The sequence below is a fragment of the Aquamicrobium sp. YD-1-mutant5 genome (assembly GCF_059509755.1).
Genome location: NZ_JCAKKP010000017.1, coordinates 17,790 through 37,153, shown reverse-complemented (window position 1 = coordinate 37,153; position 19,364 = coordinate 17,790). Strand labels below are relative to the sequence as shown.

The 19,364-nt window shown below is 64.1% G+C and carries 15 protein-coding genes; 11 read left to right on the top strand and 4 right to left on the bottom strand.

Annotated features, from left to right (window positions below; all coding sequences use genetic code 11):
* Nucleotides 1-20: 20 nt before the first annotated feature.
* From AC5XE7_RS17860 to AC5XE7_RS17850, 3 genes are all read left to right on the top strand, one after another.
* Complete coding sequence (locus AC5XE7_RS17860; RefSeq protein ID WP_495367025.1) at nt 21-2,234, top strand: type I secretion system permease/ATPase; 2,214 nt, start codon at nt 21-23, stop codon at nt 2,232-2,234.
* Nucleotides 2,231-3,571 (top strand): HlyD family type I secretion periplasmic adaptor subunit, encoded by a 1,341-nt coding sequence (locus tag AC5XE7_RS17855; protein WP_495367024.1) that lies wholly within the window; start codon nt 2,231-2,233, stop codon nt 3,569-3,571. The genes AC5XE7_RS17860 and AC5XE7_RS17855 overlap by 4 nt, the downstream gene beginning before the upstream one ends.
* Nucleotides 3,572-3,641: 70 nt before the next feature.
* On the top strand, nt 3,642-4,136 hold the full coding sequence (locus tag AC5XE7_RS17850) for a hypothetical protein (RefSeq protein ID WP_495367023.1): 495 nt from the start codon (nt 3,642-3,644) through the stop codon (nt 4,134-4,136).
* 341 nt (nt 4,137-4,477) lie between these two features.
* On the opposite strand, the gene AC5XE7_RS17845 is transcribed toward AC5XE7_RS17850, so the two are convergent.
* On the bottom strand, nt 4,478-5,296 hold the full coding sequence (locus AC5XE7_RS17845) for a response regulator transcription factor (RefSeq protein WP_287948377.1): 819 nt from the start codon (nt 5,294-5,296) through the stop codon (nt 4,478-4,480).
* Nucleotides 5,297-5,884: 588 nt separating this feature from the next.
* Between AC5XE7_RS17845 and AC5XE7_RS17840 the strand changes: the two genes are divergently transcribed.
* Nucleotides 5,885-6,610, top strand: coding sequence for a Crp/Fnr family transcriptional regulator (locus AC5XE7_RS17840; protein ID WP_239801195.1), 726 nt, complete (start codon nt 5,885-5,887; stop codon nt 6,608-6,610).
* A 26-nt stretch (nt 6,611-6,636) separates the two neighbouring features.
* On the opposite strand, the gene AC5XE7_RS17835 is transcribed toward AC5XE7_RS17840, so the two are convergent.
* Both AC5XE7_RS17835 and AC5XE7_RS17830 read right to left on the bottom strand, forming a co-directional pair.
* A complete protein-coding gene (locus AC5XE7_RS17835) occupies nt 6,637-7,407 on the bottom strand; it encodes a helix-turn-helix transcriptional regulator (protein WP_495367022.1) in 771 nt (256 codons plus the stop codon).
* A 246-nt stretch (nt 7,408-7,653) separates the two neighbouring features.
* Nucleotides 7,654-9,132, bottom strand: a complete 1,479-nt coding sequence (locus tag AC5XE7_RS17830; RefSeq protein WP_495367021.1) for an oligosaccharide flippase family protein — start codon at nt 9,130-9,132, stop codon at nt 7,654-7,656.
* Nucleotides 9,133-9,396: 264 nt separating this feature from the next.
* Between AC5XE7_RS17830 and AC5XE7_RS17825 the strand changes: the two genes are divergently transcribed.
* The 6 genes from AC5XE7_RS17825 to AC5XE7_RS17800 all read left to right on the top strand — a co-directional run bounded on the left by AC5XE7_RS17825 (nt 9,397) and on the right by AC5XE7_RS17800 (nt 16,944).
* Entirely contained in the window at nt 9,397-10,662 is a 1,266-nt protein-coding gene (locus AC5XE7_RS17825) for an HAD-IIIA family hydrolase (protein ID WP_495367020.1), read from the top strand.
* 2 nt (nt 10,663-10,664) lie between these two features.
* The gene (locus tag AC5XE7_RS17820; protein WP_495367019.1) at nt 10,665-11,870 is read left to right on the top strand and encodes an AGE family epimerase/isomerase; all 1,206 of its coding nucleotides are present in this window, start codon (nt 10,665-10,667) and stop codon (nt 11,868-11,870) included.
* 53 nt (nt 11,871-11,923) lie between these two features.
* Entirely contained in the window at nt 11,924-12,856 is a 933-nt protein-coding gene (locus AC5XE7_RS17815) for an NAD-dependent epimerase/dehydratase family protein (protein WP_495367018.1), read from the top strand.
* Between the two features lie 181 nt (nt 12,857-13,037).
* Nucleotides 13,038-14,075, top strand: coding sequence for a GHMP family kinase ATP-binding protein (locus tag AC5XE7_RS17810; protein WP_495367017.1), 1,038 nt, complete (start codon nt 13,038-13,040; stop codon nt 14,073-14,075).
* Nucleotides 14,072-15,514 (top strand): aminotransferase class I/II-fold pyridoxal phosphate-dependent enzyme, encoded by a 1,443-nt coding sequence (locus AC5XE7_RS17805; RefSeq protein ID WP_495367016.1) that lies wholly within the window; start codon nt 14,072-14,074, stop codon nt 15,512-15,514. Before AC5XE7_RS17810 ends, AC5XE7_RS17805 begins: the two co-directional genes overlap by 4 nt.
* Nucleotides 15,511-16,944: a DUF4214 domain-containing protein gene (locus AC5XE7_RS17800; protein ID WP_495367015.1), complete on the top strand. Its 1,434-nt coding sequence runs from the start codon at nt 15,511-15,513 to the stop codon at nt 16,942-16,944. Before AC5XE7_RS17805 ends, AC5XE7_RS17800 begins: the two co-directional genes overlap by 4 nt.
* Here the strand turns inward: AC5XE7_RS17800 and AC5XE7_RS17795 are convergent.
* Nucleotides 16,941-18,203: a glycosyltransferase gene (locus AC5XE7_RS17795; protein ID WP_495367014.1), complete on the bottom strand. Its 1,263-nt coding sequence runs from the start codon at nt 18,201-18,203 to the stop codon at nt 16,941-16,943. The two genes, AC5XE7_RS17800 and AC5XE7_RS17795, sit on opposite strands and share 4 nt — an antisense overlap.
* A 282-nt stretch (nt 18,204-18,485) precedes the next feature.
* On the opposite strand from AC5XE7_RS17795, the gene AC5XE7_RS17790 reads away from it, so the two are divergent.
* Nucleotides 18,486-19,364 carry a glycosyltransferase family 2 protein gene (locus AC5XE7_RS17790; protein ID WP_495367013.1) on the top strand — a complete coding sequence of 293 codons (879 nt, stop codon included), beginning with the start codon at nt 18,486-18,488 and terminating at the stop codon, nt 19,362-19,364.

Here is a 19,364-nt window from a genome sequence, read left to right as displayed (position 1 = left end):
GAGGGGGCGGGAGCGTCTTCATGGAGAGGTTTCAGGCAAGCGCGGCACCTTTGGCCGCATCAGGCAACATGACATTTCGCGAGCCCGACCCCGGGTCGCTGATACGGGTGCTGGCGGCGCTCGAAAGGGAGATCGAACTCTCCCTCGAGGATGCCGTGTCAGAGCACCGGCGCACGAACGAACAGGCGGATCGTGAGGCCGCGTCCGAAAGGATGCGCGACGATCCCGCCCCGGAGACCACGATGCGACAATCGCAGGATTGCGGACCCGAACCGGCCAGACCGGGCGCCACGGTCATGCTGGAAGGCGCGAGCGGCCCGATAGAGGCGCGGCCGCAGCCGAAGGATCAGGATGGCGGACAGCCGCCGCCCGCGCCCGGTCGCTATGCCGTTGCCGATGACCGGGGCACAGGTGGCAGGGAGAGCAAAAGCGGAACCTTCCACCGCCGCCTCGGGCCGGTCGATCTGTCGCGGAGCCTCGGCGCCGGTCTCGGCGCGGTGCGCAGGAACCTTCTGATGGTGTTCCTGTTCACCAATGCCAGCAACATTCTGGTGCTGGCCATTCCCGTCTATCTCTTCCAGATCTCGGACCGGGTGCTGACCAGCCGCTCGACCGACACGCTGGTCATGCTCACCATTGTCATCGTCGGGGCCGTGCTGTTGCAGGCCACCTTCGATGCGATCCGCCGCTTCATCCTCATGCGCACCGCCGTCGAGGTCGCCGCACAGCTCGGCGCGCCGATCCTGAGCGCCGCCGCCCGCGCCTCGCTGCATGGGTCGGGGCGCGAATACCAGACGCTTGGCGATCTCCAGCAATTGCGCTCCTTCCTCGTATCCGGAACCTTGCTGTCCTTCCTCGACATTCCTTTCGCGCCGCTATTCATACTGGCCGTCTATCTGGTGCACCCGCATCTGGGCAGCATCATCATCCTGTCCGGCGTGCTTTTGCTGATCGTCGCCTTCGTCAACCAGCGCATGACCGCCGCTCCCTTCGGCGAGGCCAATGTCTACCAGAGCCGCGCCAACCTGCATCTCGATTCCATGGCCCGCAATTCGCAGATCATCAACGCGCTGGCGATGATCCCCGAGGCGGTGAAGATCTGGGGGCAGGACACGGCCGGATCGCTGAAGGCACAGGTGAAGGCGCAGGACCGCAACATCGTCTCGGCCGCCACCTCCCGCGCCATCCGCCTGCTGACGCAGGTGGCGCTGCTGGGCTGGGGCGCCTTTCTGGCCATCGAGGGCGAGATCACCGGCGGCATGGTGATCGCCGCCTCCATCATCGCCGGCCGCGCGCTCGCCCCGATCGAAGGCTCGATCGAAGGCTGGAACCAGTTCATCCTGTCGCGCGGCGCCTACAGCCGCATCAGCGCGCTGCTGCGTTCCTCGCCGCTCAACCTCGAACGGCTGGTGCTGCCCAACCCGGAAGGCCGACTCGACGTGGAGCGCGTGCTCTATGTACCGATGGGCACCAAGCGCGTGGTGTTGAACGGCATCAATTTCTCGCTTCAGCCGGGCGATTCACTGGCCGTGATCGGCAATTCGGGGGCGGGCAAGACAACGCTCGGCAAGATGCTGGTCGGCTCCATCCTGCCGACATCGGGCGCCGTTCGCCTCGACCTCATGGACCTGCGCAACTGGGACCAGCGCCAGTTCGGCGACAATATCGGCTATCTGCCGCAGGACGTGCAGCTCTTCCCCGGCTCGATCAAAGCCAACATAGCGCGCATGCGCGACGATGTGGACGACGCCGAAATCTACCGGGCCGCCGTGCTCGCCGACGTGCACGAGATGATCGCCACCTTCCCGCAGGGTTATGAAACGCAGGTGGCGGCCGACGGCTCGCCCCTGTCAGGCGGGCAGAAGCAGCGCATCGCCCTTGCCCGCGCCTTCTTCGGCGATCCGCGCATGATCGTGCTCGACGAGCCGAATTCCAATCTCGATGCGGCCGGCGATGCAGCCCTTGCACGGGCACTGCGCCACGCCAAGGAAAACCGCATCACGGTGATCGTCATCACCCAACGGCCGGCGCTGCTGCGCCATGTCGACAAGATCCTGCTGATGACCAACGGCACCATCTCCATGTTCGGCCGGCGCGACGAGGTGCTGCGCGCGCTTGCGGCCCATACCGCCGGCCATTTGCCCGACAGTCCGTTCGGCGAGCATCTTCCCCGACCGGGCGCGATGCAGCCCAATGCAGCGCCGGCCAACATGACCAGAGCAGGTGCAGCATGAGTACGGATATCGCCAAACTCCAGGACCTCACCTGGTATGCCGGGGTTCCCCGTTCCATCAGGAAGCAAAGCATCGCCGGCGTCGTGCTGCTCGTGGCGTGCTTCGGCGGTTTCGGCCTGTGGGCAACCTTCGCGCCGCTTGCCGCTGCCGTCATCGCGCAGGGCAGCTTCGTGGCCACCGGCCAGAACAAGATCGTGCAGCATCTGGAAGGGGGCGTCATTAGGGAAATCCTCGTTTCCGAGGGCGACCATGTGAAGGAGGGGCAACCGCTGGTGCAACTGGACGAGACCTCGGCGCTGGCCAACGAGCGCCAGCTTTTCCTGCGCCGTGCGCGGCTCGATGCCATCGTCGCGCGGCTTACCGCCCAATCCGAGGGGCAGAAAAGCATCGCCTTTCCGGCCGAGCTGACCAGCAATGCTATCGATCCCGAGATTGCGGAAATCCTGGCCAGCCAGCGGCTCAATTTCGAGGCCTCGCAGCGCAAGTTCACCGGCGAGATCGAGCTTCTGAACAACAACATCGCCGCCCTCGAATTCCGGGTCGGCGGCTATGAGGCGCAGCATGCGGCGCTGTCGCAGCAGATCGGCTTCCTCAGGGAGGAATATGCCGGCAAGCGCAAGCTCTATGAGCAGGGACTGCTGCGCAAGCCCGAGATTTCGGCGATCCAGCGCGTCATGGCCGAGGCGGACGGCCAGAGCGGGCGGCTGGCGGCGGAAATCGACGAGACGCGGTCCCAGATGGCGCGTTACCGCCAGCAGAAGCAGCAGACGCTCGCCGCCTACCGGCAGGCGGCGCTCGACGAAATGCAGAGCGTCGAGGCCGAGCTCGACTCGGTGCGCGAGCAATCACGCGCGGCCACGAACGTGCTGCGGCGGGCGACCATCAACGCGCCCGTCAGCGGAACCGTGGTCCGGCTCTACTACCATACGGCGGGCGGCGTCATCGAAAGCGGCAAGAGCATCGCGGAAATACTGCCGTCCGACGTGCCGCTCATCATCGAGGCGCAGATACCGCGCACCAAGATCGACGCCATCCGCACCGGACAGGAGGCGACGGTGCGGCTGACCGCGCTGAACCAGCGCACCACGCCGGTGCTGACCGGCACGGTCTACTACGTCTCGGCCGATGCGCTGCGCGAGCAATCGGTGCAGGAGGTGCGCGAGATCTATCTGGCCCGCGTGCGCCTGTCGTCCAGCGAGCTGGCGCGGGTGCATGGTTTCCTGCCGACGCCCGGAATGCCGGCGGAAGTGCTGATCCAGACGGCGGAACGCACCTTCTTCGACTATCTTTCGAAACCGATCCGCGACAGCATGAACCGCGCGTTCCGGGAGGATTAGACGATAATTAGACGCCGGGCGGTCCGGATGATAGGATCGCTGCGGTCTTGGGCAAGCAGGCAGCCTCGCGATGAACCGACCGGCGCCGCCTTTCAGGGATGTGCTGACTCTTCTGGGTCAGCTCAACTACACCTGGACCAATACCGAAAGCCTTCTCATCCACCTGATCGCCGGGCTCGCCGGGGTGGACAAGGAAACGGCCACCATCATCTTCCTGACGCTCAACACCACGCGCGCCCGCGTCGATCTGGTCGAGCGGCTGGCCAAGATGGCGCGCACGCCGCCGCCCGTTCGCAAGGACGTGCTCGATGTCACCCGCAAGATGATGGCCGAAGCCAAGCTGCGCAACAAATACAACCACTGCATCTATTCGTTCGACGATACGGGCGACAACGTCTCCACCCTGCTGATGCGGGTTTCCGAAACCGCAGACCAGCTCAGATACGGCAAGATGGACGCCATCGACGCCGACGAGATCGCCATCATCACCCGCTCGATCGGCAGGCTTGCGCAAACCAACCGCGACATCTGGGCCCTGGCCCGCCGCCACGGTTTTCCGCTCTGAAAAGGCAGACGGAACCGGCCTGAGCGTTCCGGCAGGGAGCGCCGGCCCGGTTGCTGCGGATGCCGTTGGAATGTTCACTTCCAACGGCAAAGCCATCCCAGCATTGTCGGTGTTCCGGGCGGAGACGCCACGGACAAAGCGGATGGGCAGTTCCTGACTGTATTCGCGACTGCGCGTCGCAATCCGCTGCTGAAACGTCCGGCGAAACAGCTCAGGGGCACTATCATATGCCCGACAATCTGGTCGCTGCCTCAATTGCGAGCAGGCTGCTTTTTCAACCGCCCGCACAGCCACTCAAAATCGCCTGTCGTGGAATTACCCGGAAGCAACTGATGCGGTTTCTAGCGCGGATGCGTCGCGTGCGATCCGCCTGCCTGCGCATAACCGGGAAACATGTGATTGATCTTGAAGGCAACTTCGGTGCGATTGGTCGCCTTGAGCTTGCGCATGATGTTGCGGATATGGACCTTGACGGTGCTTTCCCGCAGGTTGAGTTCGTAGGCAATGATCTTGTTGGCCTTGCCCCGGCGCAGCGCTTCCACCACCTCGGCCTGGCGCAGCGTGAACATGCCCGACAGCGGCTGCGTCTCCGGGCGGGATTCCACCAGCCGCCGCATGGCAATCACACTGCTGGCGGGAACGAAGACGCCGCCCGCCATGGCCAGCCCGATTGCCTCTATGCAGACACCTATGCCAACCGAGGTTGGAATAAAGCCCCTGACACCATATTCGAGCGCCTGCAGAATTTGCGGCAACTCATCCGTATCAGCCAGAACAATCAGAGGAATCTTTCCAAATTCGGCAGAAAGGCGCCGGATTTCATCCTCCACCTGCGCATCGCCGACACGTCTTCCCCCAAGATTGAGCAGAATTGCGCAAACAGGCGGAACCTCGTCGCGCCGGGCCGTGTACTCCTCGATCCTGCCGACCGCCAGCACCTCCAGTCCCACGCCCCGCGCGATGAGGCTCTGGGCAAAGCATTCCCGCTCAAGGGCGCGATTGTCGATGATGACGAGCGTTCGATCAGGCTGGCCCGCGTCCTCCGCTCCTCCGGGGGGCTCGGTGCCCGGGTCATGTATGCGATGGAGTGAAATGGGAGAATTGACCGGCGTTTCAGAGATCGATGTTTTTGTGAAATTGAAAGCGATACCCGTACTCATAGGTTTAATCCCCTTTGAACTTTAGGTTCTGACATCGGCTCTGAGTGGTAGTCGCGACGTTGAAACCCCAGCCGTGGTGACATCATGGCCGGGCAATCCCCCCCGAAGCCGAATGCAACCTTAGCGTTTTTCGTGGACCATAAAATTAACCCAGATTAACCGATCGTTAATCACGCTAAATCCGGGAGTACATCTTATGGGGGAGCGAGATTATCCGTCTCAGGAACAGAAGGGGCCATCGAACCAGCCGGGCGCCGGGGATATGAAATCCCTGCACGATCTGCATGCACGCCACTTCCCACTCCAATGGCGTTCCCCTTGGCACGAAGAGGTTTTCTCCTGCGGAATATGTATGTTGCGCTGCAGTACTACGGGCCAGTTTTACGGCATTGGATCGAAACAAAACTGCTCCGATAAAGAAGTAGGAGGCAGCTCCCACAAACGAGGGACTTTTTTATTTATTGATTTAAGTTAACCTGAGACAACCTTTGGTAGCCTTTCAGAGTACCATCGGATGAAAACCGCCGTTCAGAAGCAACCTCTTGCCGCGCGAAATTTAGGAGGAAAGACAACAAGAAGGGGGATCGGATGGATGAAACGCGCGATGCGCTTACCCGAAAATTGCAGGCATTCAAAGGGCTGGGGCCCGAAGACCTGATCATGCTGCGGGAGTTGCAGAGGCAGCGCTCGCTGATAGAGGCTGGCAGGGAAGTCGTATACGAGGGGCAGTATCCGCATTCAGCCTATATATTGCGCGAAGGCTGGGCATGTTCCTACAAGCAGTTGCGTGACGGCAGCCGGCAAATCATCGACATACAGATAGCCGGAGATTTCCTCGGGCTTCGCAGCCTGCTGCTGCGCAGTTCGGACCATAGCTTTCTTACCATAACTGACGTCGAGGTGGCGCGGCTCGACAGGCAGCGGATGCTGGATGTATTCCGTCGCACGCCGAGGCTTGCGGTGGGGCTGATGTGGGCGGCGTCCCGCGACGAGGCCATGGTGGTGGAGCATCTGGTCAGTATCGGACGGCGCGACGCGTTCGAGCGAACGGCTCATTTTCTGCTGGAACTCGGCGAGCGCCTCAAGCTGGTCGGCATCGGCGACGGCTGCACCTATCCGTGCCCTATTTCTCAGTCCATTCTGGCCGATGCGCTTGGCATGACCGCGATCCACATCAACCGGGTGCTGCGTCAGCTGCGTGAAGCGAGGATCGTCGTGTTTCGCGATGGCGTGGTGGAATTTCAGGATATCAAGCGCGCTGCAGATATAACCGGCTTCGAGATCGCCTATCTCGATCAGGCGCCCGTGCACTGAAACTCCGTGCCCGTGAGCCGGGGTGGTTATCTCCGGATCCGGAACATCCCGTCTGCCCGCAAATTCATACCCTTGCGGAAGCAGGCCGCAGCTTCTGAACGGTTGCGGACCTCAAGCTTGCCGATGATGTTGTGGAGATGAACCTTGACCGTATGTTCGGACAGGGAAAATTCGGCCGCAATCGTCCTGTTTTGCAGGCCTCGCGCAACCATTTCGAGAATCTGAAGTTCCCGCGCCGTCAGCGTCGCCAGATCATCGTCATCCGAAATGGCATAGGGCGGACTGGTCATGCCCGGAACCGGGGATGATGCCGCTTCCCCCGCAATCTGGCTGAAAAGCATCCGGGCCGGGAAATATTCCCCTCCATGCAGAAGCAGGCGGACGACCGAGAGCCAGACATCGAGCTTCAGGCTCATGGGCAATACGCCCCGCACCAGCCGCGAACCCAGCACATCCTTCAGGCGAAACGACGGTTCACGATCACCCTGCTCGATCACGGCGGCGCTCGCGAGCGGATGAATGCGCAGTATTTCAGATGAAATAGCCTCGACCGCAGGCAGAACATGCGCTTCACACAGGATCAGTGCCAGCGGTTCATCAAAGCGCTCACAGGCTGCAGAGATGTCGGGACGCTGCTCCACGACGATCCATGGGAGCTCCAGCTCGACCGCCCTGATCAGGCTTGTCGAGACGAGACCCGGCATGGCGACCATGAGCATGACCCTGCGCGCCGGGGCAGCATCGCCTGGCTGGCCGGCAGCAGCGGGTCCCGCACCCGTATGGATCGGATCGCTCAACACAGTCCCTCCCCTGCCCCGCTCGACAAGACCCCCGCAGCCCGACGAACCGAAATCCGTCAGCCCCGACGATAACTGCAGATGCAAAGTGCTGCGACGCAGCAATAGGCGGCAGTGCCAATCATTCAGGAGAGAGGCGCGCGCCCGTCAGGTCGTCGGACCTGAGTCTTTGGGAGGCCGCGGCGTGGTGCGCCCATCCTTATGGATGAATCGCGGCGAAGCCGGGAAACAGATCCGATCGTCCTCTCAGGATGTGCCGCCGCGAAGCGAATGCAGCTTCATGGTCAGGCTTTTCGGCATGACCAGCGTCAGGGCATGCACGAACTCGCTTCTGGCGATCAGGGCCAGCGATCCTGCATAGACCGCTGCGCCGAGCGTCACCAGTATCGCCAGCGACAGCACCGGCGCGAGGCCGGCAGGCAGCATTGCGCGGGCCAGCAGCACAGCCACCAGCATGGCGAGGCCGGCTTCGCCCGGAGCGCGCATGATGGCGAGATGCTGGCTCCTGCCGACCCCCGTCATCTTTCCCGCCGCGATGAAGGCCAGAGGGCTGAGGAGCACCGCCCTCAGCAGCATCGCGCAGGCAATGGCGAAAATGCCGAAGAACGCAGCCGCCACGATCGCCGCCATGTTGGCGATGGTATGCACCACCTGTATGCGGAACCACATGTCGGGCCGCCCGCCACCCTGAACCACGGATCGCTGCACGCCGCTGATCGCCCCCAGAATTCCCATGAACACGAAGGCATACATCACCGGTGCCGCATCGAGCCATTTTTCGCCGAACAGCACGCGGATGGCGAGGTCGCCCACCGCCAGCAGGCCCAGATTCATGGGAACGGCCATGATCATGGCCAGCGACAGCGTCTGCACATAGGCGGAACGCAGCCGCTCGACATTGCCCTGGATGGAGGCGATCAGCGGCATGGTGACACTGACCGAGGGGCCGATGATGGCGTCCATCATGAGATCGTTCAGCCGCCGGCCGATCGAGTAGAGGCCGAGCGCGTGCGGCCCCAGAAGCGAACCGATGATGCCCCGGTCGATCTGCGAATTGGCGACATCGAGACCCTGCTGCCCGCACATGACCAGCAGGGTCGAGCGCGCGGCTCCGATGGCGCGCGGCGATACACGCCACAGCGGCGTCCAGCCGGCGCAGTACCAGTTCAGGACACAGGTGATGCAATGATAGATGAAGGCCGTCATCACGGCGCTCAGCGCACCGTAGCCCTGCAGCGCCATAACCACGGTGACCGGCGCGAGCGCCAGCGACAGCACACCCGTCTGCATGCCGATGCGGGCGAAGTCGCGCCTGACCACGCGGATCGCGCCCGGAATGCCGCCGATGCCATTGGCGAGTATGGAGCCGGCAACGACCCACATCAGCGTTTCGAACTCGGGCGTGCCGAGAATACGGGCGACGGGGGCGGCAGCCAGCGCACAGCCGCCGGCGACGACGACGGACAGGCCGAGGCTCAGCCAGAACAATGCCGATATCGTGTCCCGGCCAAGATCCTGCCGCACGATCAGCGTCTCGCGGAAGGCCGCCGTCGTCACCAGCGTGCCGATGAAGAAGACGACCGTTGAAAGCGTCATCAGGCCGAACTGGTAGATTTCAAGGATGCGGGCGAGGAAGACGGCGAGCAGGAAGGCCGTCACCATGTTGACCACCTGCGAGCCCACCAGCCAATAGGCGCCCAGCCTCGCCTGCTGCTTCAGCACCATTGCGGCTTTCCCCCATCGCTCTCGTCCGGTTGGAACGGACCCGATCGAACCTGTTGACCGGGCTTTCCGGAGCGAGGGCCAGCATGCTGCCACCACCGGCGCCATGGCAAGCGATCAGCCGAGGTAGCAAGTCAACAGCTTGGCGAGGGGGCTACCCCTTATTGTCGCGTTGATGGTTCACGCAGAGGCGCGGAAGCTGATTGCGCAGATCAGCATCGGCCGACCGCGCAACAAGCTGCCGGCAAACCACGGGGGGTACGTGGCATGGCTGTCAGGCAGGCAGTCTTCCTCGTCGGGGGCAAGGGAACGCGTCTCGGCAAACTGACGGCAACCACACCGAAGCCGTTGCTTGCGATCGCGCCCGACATATCGTTGCTGGACCTGCTCATCGAAGAGGCGGCGCGCCATGGCTTTACAGACATCGTGCTGCTGGCCGGCCATCTGGGCGACAGCGTCGAACGCCTCTATCATGGCCGGCAGATCAGGGCCGCCACCATCCGCGTCATCCGCGAACCGGAACCCGCCGGAACCGGCGGCGCGCTTCGCCATGCCGCCGGCATGCTCGATCCGTGGTTCCTGCTCGCGAACGGAGATTCCTGGTTCGACATCAACCTGCGCGCGCTGGCGGTCGCCCCGCCGCGCGACAGGCTGGCGCGGATTGCCCTGCGCAGCATGGAGGACACGGGCCGCTACGGTTCGGTCGAACTCCACGGCCGACGCATCACCGCGTTCACCGAGAAGAAGGCCGCAACTGGTCCGGGGCTCATCAATGGCGGGCTCTACCTGCTCAACCGCGCGGTTCTCGATCACATTGCCGGCCCCTGCTCGATCGAGCAGGACGTCTTTCCCGAACTTGTGCGGCAAGGGGCCGTCGATGGCCGGGTCTTCGACGGCTATTTCCTCGACATCGGCCTGCCGGAAACGCTGGCGCAGGCCCGGCGCGAACTGCCCCTCAGGCTGATGCGGCCAGCCGCCTTCCTCGACCGTGACGGCGTGCTCAACACCGATCGCGGCTACACCCACCGGCCCGAACAGCTCCAGTGGATCGAAGGCGCGCGCGAAGCGGTGCTCGCCCTCAACGAGGCCGGCTATCTGGTGTTCGTGGTCACCAATCAGGCCGGCGTCGCCCATGGTTTCTACCACGAGGCGGACGTGCATGCCTTCCATGCGCGCATGCAGATCGAGCTTGCCGATATCGGCGCCCATATCGACGCCTTCTACCATTGCCCGTTCCATCCGGATGCAACGATCCGCCGCTACAGGCAACCCTCGCATCCCGACCGCAAGCCCAATCCGGGCATGCTGCTCAACGCGCGGCGCGAATGGCGCATACGCGACAGGGGCAGCTTTCTCATAGGCGACCGCGACAGCGACATCGAGGCCGCGAACCGGGCGGGCATGCCGGGCATGCTGTTCGACGGCGGCAATCTGCTCGCCACCGTGCGGCAGGCGCTGGCCGCGGTACGACCGGTCGCTGACCCGCCACCGAAACCGATTTTCACTGAAACTCCAGCCATGCAGGCAGGTTGACCATGCCCTACCTCTCCGCCGCGCGCCAGAAAACCAGCATCGATCACGGATGGCTGGCCGACACCGCCATTCAACGGGCCAGCCAGTGGATGCTCGATTGCGCGATTCCGCTGTGGGCCGCAAACGGCGTCGACTGGAGACAGGGCGGCTATGTCGAGCAGATGGCCTTCGACGGGTCGGCGCGGCCGGTCGATTTCAAGCGCACCCGCGTCATCGGCCGGCAGATCTATGTCTTCAGCCATGCGGCCCTGCTCGGCCAGAAAGATGCGCTCGACTGCGCCCGCTTCGGTTACGAGTTCCTCACCCGCAACGCATGGCTCGGGCCGGAAGGCGGCTGGGCGCGCCTGCTCACCCCCGACGGGCGCGTGAAGGATGCGACGCCCGACCTCTACGACCTCGCCTTCATCCTCTACGCCTTCGGCTGGTACGGACGCGCTTCCGGTGACAAGGCCGTCGATCAATGGGCGCTGCGCACGCTAGACTACGTCGAGACGCATATGCGCCACCCCGGCGGTCAGGGCTTTCTGGTGGAAAAGCCTGCCTCCGGCGCAAGGCTCCAGAACCCGCACATGCATCTGCTGGAGGCTGCGCTGGTCAATCTCGAAGCCGGTGGCGGCGAACGCTTCCGGCGCCTTGCCGACGAGATCGTCGATCTCTTCGCAACGCGCTTCTTCGACCCCCGCACCTCGACGCTCGGCGAACAGTTCGACGAGCGCTGGAAACGGCTTCATACTGCCGGGGGACGCGCCATAGAGCCCGGCCACCAGTTTGAATGGGCCTGGATACTGGCGCGCTACCAGCACCTCGCCGGCCGCGACATGCGTCCTTTCGTGGAGGGACTGACATGGTTCGCCGAAACCCACGGTGTCGAGCATGACGACTGGCTGACGCTCAGCGCCGTGCGCGACGACGGCATGGTTCTGGATGCCGGCTCGCGCGTGTGGCCCAACACCGAGCGCATTCAGGCGGCGGTGGCCATGTTCGAACTGTTCGGCATCGACCCGCGCCCCGTATTCGCCAGCAGCACGCGCGTCCTGTTCGACCATTTCCTCGATCAGGGACTGCCCGGAACGTGGATGGACAGGATCGACGCGGAGCGGCGGCCGGTAACGGACCATGTGCCTGCCTCGACGCTCTACCACCTGATGATCGCCTTCGCGGAAATGCTCAGGATCGCGCCGCAGGTGGACGACGCCTTTGCCGGATGAGGGACGGCACCGGCCGGAAGCTTTTTCCTTCTAACGCTTTATCGGGGATGACGATGCACATACTGGTCACTGGCGGGGCGGGCTATATCGGCTCGGTCCTGGTTCCCACGCTGCTTGAACACGGCCACGGCGTCACCGTGCTGGACACTTTCGAGCGGGGCACGACGGAGCTTGCGCCATGCTGCCGCCATGCGGGCTTCGCGCCGGTTCGCGGCGACGCGCGCGACGAGCGGCTTCTGGACGAGCTGGTGCCGAGAGCCGATGCCGTGATCCCGCTGGCAGCGCTTGTCGGCGCGCCGCTGTGCAAGCAGGACCCGATTACCGCCACGACCCTGAACCGGGATGCGGTGGTGGCGCTGACGAAACGCACCTCGCCGGCGCAGATGATCGTCTACCCAACCACCAATTCCGGCTACGGCATCGGCGAACAGGGCATTTTCTGCACGGAAGAAACGCCGCTCAACCCGATCTCGCTCTACGGCACCACCAAGGTCGAGGCCGAGGCAGCCGTGCTGGAGAATGCGCGAGGCGTCACGCTGCGGCTGGCGACGGTGTTCGGCATGTCGCCGCGCATGCGCATCGACCTCCTGGTCAACGACTTCACGTGGCGGGCCGTGACCGACCGCGCCGTCGTCATCTTCGAGGGGCATTTCAAGCGCAACTACATCCATGTGCGCGACGTGGTAAAGGGGTTCGAGCACGCGCTTGCCAATTTCGACGCCATGCGCGGCCAGCCCTACAATCTGGGCCTGTCCAGCGCCAACCTCTCCAAGCTGGAACTGTGCGAGCGCATAAGAGCGCATGTGCCGCAATTCGTCTGTCTGGAAGCCCCCATCGGCGAGGACCCTGACAAGCGCGACTACATCGTTTCCAACGAGAAGCTGGAGCGCACCGGCTGGATGCCGGACTGGAGCCTCGACGACGGCATCGGGGAACTCATCCGCGGCTACAGGATGATCCGCAACTCGCGCTACGCGAATGTGTAGGCGCCATTCCGCAAGAAGGTGCGCCGCATACGCCCGAAGGCCGGATGCTCCCCCGAAAAGAGTAGCCCGACCGCCGAACACCCGGTTTGCACAGCAGAACACCTCTGGAAATACTGGTTACGGCCCGACGGCCATCGCCTGCCGGACCGATTGCTGAATCTCTGGCATTGGGGGCATATCCATGATCATCGTCAGAAGTCCCTTGCGGGTGTCCTTCTTCGGCGGCGGCACCGATCATCCGACATGGTTCAACCGGCCCGAGCCGGGAGCCGTGCTCTCCACCACCATCAACAAGTACATCTACGTGCAGCTGCGGCGCCTGCCGGCCGTGTTCGACTTCAACTACCGGGTCGCATGGGGCATGCTGGAGGAGGTGCGCTGCATGAACGAAATCCGCCATCCGGTGGTGCGCGAGGTGCTCAAGCACTATGGTGCGGCCGACGACAGCGGCTATGAGGTGATCTACAACGCCGACCTGCCCTCGCAGACCGGCCTCGGCTCCTCCTCCGCCTTCACCGTCTCCCTGCTGCACGCCTATTTCGGCAATCTCGGCCGGCTGAGCCCCAAGCATGTGCTGGCCCGCGAGGCGATCTTCGTGGAGCAGGAGCTGCTGAAGGAGACCGTCGGCTGCCAGGACCAGATCGCGGCCGCCCATGGCGGGCTCAACCGCATCGACTTCAGCCCCGGCGGCGACCATCGGGTGCGCCCGGTCAACATCACGCCGGCGCGGCGCGCGCTGCTGGAAGATTCGCTGATGATGTTCTTCACCGGCTTCACCCGCTCCGCCGACGCCATCGAGAAGAAGAAGGTCGCCCGCTTCGACGACCGTACGCGCGAATTGCGCGCCATGTACGACATGGTGGCCGAGGGCGAGCGGATCCTGACCGATCCGAACTGCCCGCTGACGGAGTTCGGCCGGCTGCTGCACCATGCATGGATGGAGAAGCGCAAGCTCGACATCTCCGTCTCCAACCCGACTATCGATGGCTGCTACGAAGCCGCGCGCGGTGCCGGGGCGCTGGGCGGCAAGCTGCTGGGCGCCGGCGGCGGCGGCTTCCTTTTGATGTTCGTGCCGCCTGAAGCGCGCGCTTCCGTGCTTTCGGCGCTGTCCAGCCTCACCTTCGTTCCGTTCCGGATGGAGCACGACGGCACATCGGTGGTTCTCTACAACCCCGACCTGACCTCGAATTATCTTACATCGGCGGCACGGGTATCATGAACCTCCATGTCGCCGGCATCGAAACCGAAGCCGGAGCGGCCGGCTTCGTCTGCCCCGCCACGGACGGGCTGTGGGCGGCCATTGAGCGCGCGCTCGATAACGGCTACGGGCTGGTCTTCGTCACCAATGGCGACGGCGAGGCCATCGGACGCCTGACGCTTCAGGACCTGCGGCAGGCCCTGCGCGATGGCGTCCATCTCGGCCACGCCAGCCTTGGCGAGATCGTCAGGCCCGGCAGCCTCGACGATACGGATTCGCCCGTTGCGCCGGTGCTGGATGAGCGTCGGCGCATCGTCGGCATCGAAAAACGCCCCGATGCAACCTTCCTGCCGGTGGCCGAGCCGGATCTTTCCCATGCCGAACTGCGCAACCTCATGGACGCGTTTCTCTCGACATGGATTTCCTCGACCGGCGACTACATCACCCGGTTTGAATCGTCCTTCGCCGCGCGCACCGGCATGAGCCACGGCATCGCCACGTCCAACGGAACGGTTTCCCTGCACCTTGCGCTGGCCGCGCTCGGCATCGGCCCCGGCGACGAGGTGATCGTGCCGGACCTGACCTTCGCCGCCTCGGCCAATGTGGTCATTCATCTGGGAGCCACGCCGGTTCTTGTCGATGTCGATCCGCTGACATGGTGCATCACGCCTGAGGCCATCGAGCGCGCGATCACGCCGCGCACGCGCGCGGTGATGCCCGTGCATGTATTCGGCCGACCGGCGCCGATGACCGAGATCCGCGACCTCGCGCTGCGGCACGGGCTGTTCGTCATCGAGGATTGCGCCGAGGCCCATGGCGCGGCCTATGAAGGCCAGCCGGTCGGCTCATTCTCGGACGTGGCGAGCTTCTCCTTCTTCGCCAACAAGATCGTCACCACCGGCGAAGGCGGCATCTGCGTCACCGGCAATGCCGACCTCGCGCGGCGCATGCGCATGCTGCGCGATCACGGCATGCGCCCTGAGCGCCGCTACTGGCACGAGGAAGCCGGCTACAATTTCCGTATGACCAATCTGCAGGCATCCATCGGCTGCGCCCAGCTGGAGCGCATGGACGCTTTTCTTGCAATGCGCCGCAACGTGCATGAGGGCTATGAGGCCGCACTCGGGCACCTGCCGGGCATCGCCTTCCCGCCACCCATGCCGGACAGATATGAGCCGGTGACGTGGTTTTCCTGCGCGCTGGTGCCGGCTCAGGCGCGGCCACAACTCATCGAGGCATGCAGGCAGGCCAATATCGACCTGCGGCCCTTCTTTCACGGCCTGTCCTCGATGCCGGCCTACCGGCGCTACGCCCGAAAATGCCCGCACAGCGAACAGCTTTCGGCGTGCGGCATCAACCTGCCGACCTCGCGCAGGGTGGACGCGCAGACAATCGCCCGCATCGCCGAAATTTTTGCAGGCGTGCTCACCGGCGATGGAGGCCGAAGCGAAGCGGAATGAACGCCCGGCTCTGCATGGCTCTGGCCGGCCTGCTCGGCGTCAGCGCCGCATGGAGCGCAGACCTTCGATGGGGCGTCAACGGCCATCCCTTCACGGCCTATCCCGACATCTCCTTCGCGCAGCAGCTCGACTATGTGCGCGATCTCGGCATGACGTCCTACCGGGTCAACGTTTCCAGTCTCGATCATGTTTCCGGGCTGGCGGCTCTGGTCAGAGAGGCCAGGGCGCGCGGCATCGACATCCTGCCGGTGATCACGCCCGATCTCGACCTCGATACCGAGACCGCCGGCGACCTCTATGCGAAGTCCTACGCCATGGCGGCAACGCTCGTATCCCGCTTCAGGGATGACATCCGCGTATGGGAACTCGGCAACGAGATGGAGATCCACGCCCTGATCAGCGCTTGCGAGATGCGCGACGACGGCACGCAATATGACTGTTCATGGGGCACCGCCGGAGGCGACGATCCCTCGCACTATTTCACTCCGCGATGGAAAAAGGTGAGCGCCGTACTGCGCGGCCTTTCCGACGGCACCGAGGCGGTCGACCCCACCATCCGGAAAGCGATGGGCACCGCGGGCTGGGGCCACACCGGAGCCTTCGCGCGCATGAAGGCGGATGGCATCGACTGGGACATTTCGGTCTGGCACCACTATGGCGACGACCTGAAGCGGCCGCTCGACTATCTCAGGACGCTCGGCAAGCCGGTCTGGATCACCGAGTTCAACCGCTCCGGCGAAAAGGGCGAACAGGATCAGGCTGACGGGCTGCTGGAGATGATGCGCCAGTTTCGCGAACTGCAGGCCGAATACCGCATCGAGGCCGCCCATATCTATGAACTGCTGGACGAGCCCTACTGGGCGCCAAGCTTCGAGGCCACCATGGGGCTGGTGCGCCTGCGCAAGACGGACCAAGGCAGATGGGCGCCCGACGGCGTCAAGCTGGCCTACAGCACGGCCAGCGGTTTCATCGCGGCGGGAGTCAATGCCGAACCTGCGGCAACAGCCCCTCTCCCTGCCCCCACCTGCGACCGGAAGACGCTCGACATCTCGGTGGCCAACCATGCAAATCAGGCAACCTATCTCTATTGCCTTGCACTGCACCGCCTGCCGGCCCCAGCCGAGCAATGGCGCGTTTCCCTCGCCCTGAAGCGCGGGCAAAGCACGGCACAGGCGCTGGCGCAGATTCTGGAAACCAGCGAGTTCCGGCGCGCGCATCCCGTCGCACGCATGACGAACGCGGATTACATCAGGGGCATCTATATGCTGCTGCTCGGCCGCGAGCCGGATGGACAGGGCCTGTCGGACTATCTCGACCGCCTCACCCGCCGCGAACTGACGCCGGCGCAGCTGGCGCTGGAAATCATCCGCTCCGAAGAATTCCGCGCGGCGCATCCGCTGCTGTCTGCACCAGCCTCCGCGCACCCTTAAGCGCACATGGCCGGCAGCGAGGCCATGGCCTGCAGGATCTCGCGATCGAACCGCGCCTCCGAAAATCGCTCGGCATTGAGGTGGCAGGCCAGCGGCGTGATCGCATCCTCATTGGCCTCGAAATATCCCACCGCATCGATCAGGCTCGGGGGCGTCTGGCGCGCGAACAGCACCCCGGTCGGATCGCTGGCCTCTCCCAGCGGGCGCACGATGTCGGCGGCCCCGCCCCGGCCGAAGGCGATCAGCGGCGTGCCGCAATACTGGGCCTCGGCCAGCGCGATGCCGAAATCCTCGCAGCCGGCGAACACCATGGCGCGGGCATGGGCGATATGGGCCGCGTAATCCCTGCGCGGCAGATAGCCGGTGAAGCTGATATTGGAAGCCGCCCGCGCGCGCAGATGCTTCGACTGCGCCTCGTCGCCCACCACCACCAGGCGGCGCGACGGCATTTCGTTGAAGGCTTCGATGACCACGTCCAGCCGCTTGTAGGGGGCATGGAAGGCGGCGGTCACGTAATAGTCCTGCTTGACCGGAACATAGTCCAGCTCGCCGGTCGGCACCGGCGGGTGGACCACCGTGGCCTCGCGTCCGTAGATGCGCCGGATGCGCGAGCGCACATAGCTCGAATTGGCCAGCATCAGGTCCGGCCCGTGGGCGGTGCGCATGTCCCACATGCGCAGATTGTGCAGCAGGTAGCGAAAGGCGAGACCCTTCGGCCCGAAACCGAGCCGGCCCTGCTGAAGATAGGAGAACTGCTCGTCCCATGCATAGCGGATGGGGCTGTGCACATAGCACAGATGCGGCTGGTCCGGCCGGGTCAGCACGCCTCTGGAGAAGGCGGCCGAGGACGAGATGACGGCATCATAGCCGGTGACGTCGAACTGCTCGATGAGGAACGGGCAGAGAAAGAACAGCGCCCGGTGATATTTGCGCACCAGCGGCAGCCGGTTGGCGACCGAGGTATGGAAGACCACGTCGGGGAAATACTCCTCCTTCACCTCGCGCGGCAGGAAGTCGAACAGGGTGAACACCTCCGCGTTGGGGAACACGCTGCATATGCGCGCCAGCACCCGCTCGCCACCGCGAAAATTCGGGCACCAGTCGTGAACTACGGCAATGCGCGCGTTGCGGTCCACTGCCGGCATGGGCAGTTCGCTATCGGCCAGCCTGCCCCATTCTGCCGCGTCCAACCCTGCCCCGCGCAACCCCGGGTCGAGGCGCTCACCGTGCGCCCAGCCGTTCTGGCGTGCCTGATGCATGTTGCGAACCCACCCCATTTGACCGCCCTTTCTGCCGAAGGGCATGAGGTTCGAGTTTCTTATGGGGCAAGGTGAAGGAACAAGCTGGTCGAATGGCGTGAAGGGGGGATCGCTGCGGTCCGGACACAGCCCAAAGGCGTAATGCCGCTACCTCCATGGAGCTACAATCGCCGCAACTGACGCCTTATTTGCAGGCTGCATCCTGCATTGCCGCCCACTAGGATCATCGATGGCAACCGCGTCACGGCAGACGCCGCTCCGCAACGGCAGGGGGAATGCACGATGGCTCTCACACATGCTGTGATCATTCCAACCTATGGGCGCAGGGAGGTTCTCGGCCGGCTTCTCGTGTGGCTGGGAGAACAGACGAAGCTTCCCGATGAAGTCATCATCTCGACCACCGACGACACGCAGGTTCCCGTCGTAAAAACACGCTTTCCGGTCAGCAAGGTGTTCGGCATCAAATGCATATCGGCGCAGCGCAACCGCGGCCTTGAAATGGCGCTTGGCCGCTTCGACGTCATCACCTATCTCGACGACGACCTGATCCCTGCGACATGCTATCTGGAGCGCGCCTGCCGGGCGCTTGAGCAAAACCCCGACTGGGCGGTGGTCATGGGCCACATCATCAGGGATGGCGCGACGACCGGAGAAATTTCATGGGCTGACGGTCTGGCAGCGCTGCGCGCGGCGGACGTCATTGACGAGACCGGCGACAACGCGACCGACCAGATCGGCGCGCAAGGCGGCAACATGACGATCCGCACCGCAATGACCGGCGACCTGCGCTTCGACGAGCGGCTGGCGCTCTATAGCTGGCAGGAGGACATCGACTTCACCACCCAGCTCGGGCGGCGCGGCAGGATTGTCTGCCTTCCAGCCATCCGCAGCGTGCACATGGCGGTCAGGGGCGGACGGATGAGCGGATTGCGCTTCGGTTATTCGCAGGTCGTAAATCCGGTCTACCTGCTGCGCAAGGGCACGATGCCCGCCAGCTTCGCGCTGAAGCTGATGGCGCGCAACATCGCCGCGAATATGGTGCGCAGCGTCCGGCCGGAAATCCATATCGACCGGCGCGGACGCCTGCGCGGCAATCTCATGGCTCTCGGCCACCTGCTGAAAGGGCGCGTCGAACCTGAATACATCCTCCAGATTCAGTGA

Bases quoted from the DNA above. Each gene is read 5' to 3' on its own strand.
- AC5XE7_RS17860 (WP_495367025.1), top strand. From the start codon at position 21: ATGGAGAGGTTTCAGGCAAGCGCGGCACCTTTGGCCGCATCAGGCAAC.
- AC5XE7_RS17855 (WP_495367024.1), top strand. From the start codon at position 2,231: ATGAGTACGGATATCGCCAAACTCCAGGACCTCACCTGGTATGCCGGG.
- AC5XE7_RS17850 (WP_495367023.1), top strand. From the start codon at position 3,642: ATGAACCGACCGGCGCCGCCTTTCAGGGATGTGCTGACTCTTCTGGGT.
- AC5XE7_RS17845 (WP_287948377.1), bottom strand. From the start codon at position 5,296: ATGAGTACGGGTATCGCTTTCAATTTCACAAAAACATCGATCTCTGAA.
- AC5XE7_RS17840 (WP_239801195.1), top strand. From the start codon at position 5,885: ATGGATGAAACGCGCGATGCGCTTACCCGAAAATTGCAGGCATTCAAA.
- AC5XE7_RS17830 (WP_495367021.1), bottom strand. From the start codon at position 9,132: ATGGTGCTGAAGCAGCAGGCGAGGCTGGGCGCCTATTGGCTGGTGGGC.
- AC5XE7_RS17825 (WP_495367020.1), top strand. From the start codon at position 9,397: ATGGCTGTCAGGCAGGCAGTCTTCCTCGTCGGGGGCAAGGGAACGCGT.
- AC5XE7_RS17820 (WP_495367019.1), top strand. From the start codon at position 10,665: ATGCCCTACCTCTCCGCCGCGCGCCAGAAAACCAGCATCGATCACGGA.
- AC5XE7_RS17815 (WP_495367018.1), top strand. From the start codon at position 11,924: ATGCACATACTGGTCACTGGCGGGGCGGGCTATATCGGCTCGGTCCTG.
- AC5XE7_RS17810 (WP_495367017.1), top strand. From the start codon at position 13,038: ATGATCATCGTCAGAAGTCCCTTGCGGGTGTCCTTCTTCGGCGGCGGC.
- AC5XE7_RS17805 (WP_495367016.1), top strand. From the start codon at position 14,072: ATGAACCTCCATGTCGCCGGCATCGAAACCGAAGCCGGAGCGGCCGGC.
- AC5XE7_RS17800 (WP_495367015.1), top strand. From the start codon at position 15,511: ATGAACGCCCGGCTCTGCATGGCTCTGGCCGGCCTGCTCGGCGTCAGC.
- AC5XE7_RS17795 (WP_495367014.1), bottom strand. From the start codon at position 18,203: ATGCATCAGGCACGCCAGAACGGCTGGGCGCACGGTGAGCGCCTCGAC.
- AC5XE7_RS17790 (WP_495367013.1), top strand. From the start codon at position 18,486: ATGGCTCTCACACATGCTGTGATCATTCCAACCTATGGGCGCAGGGAG.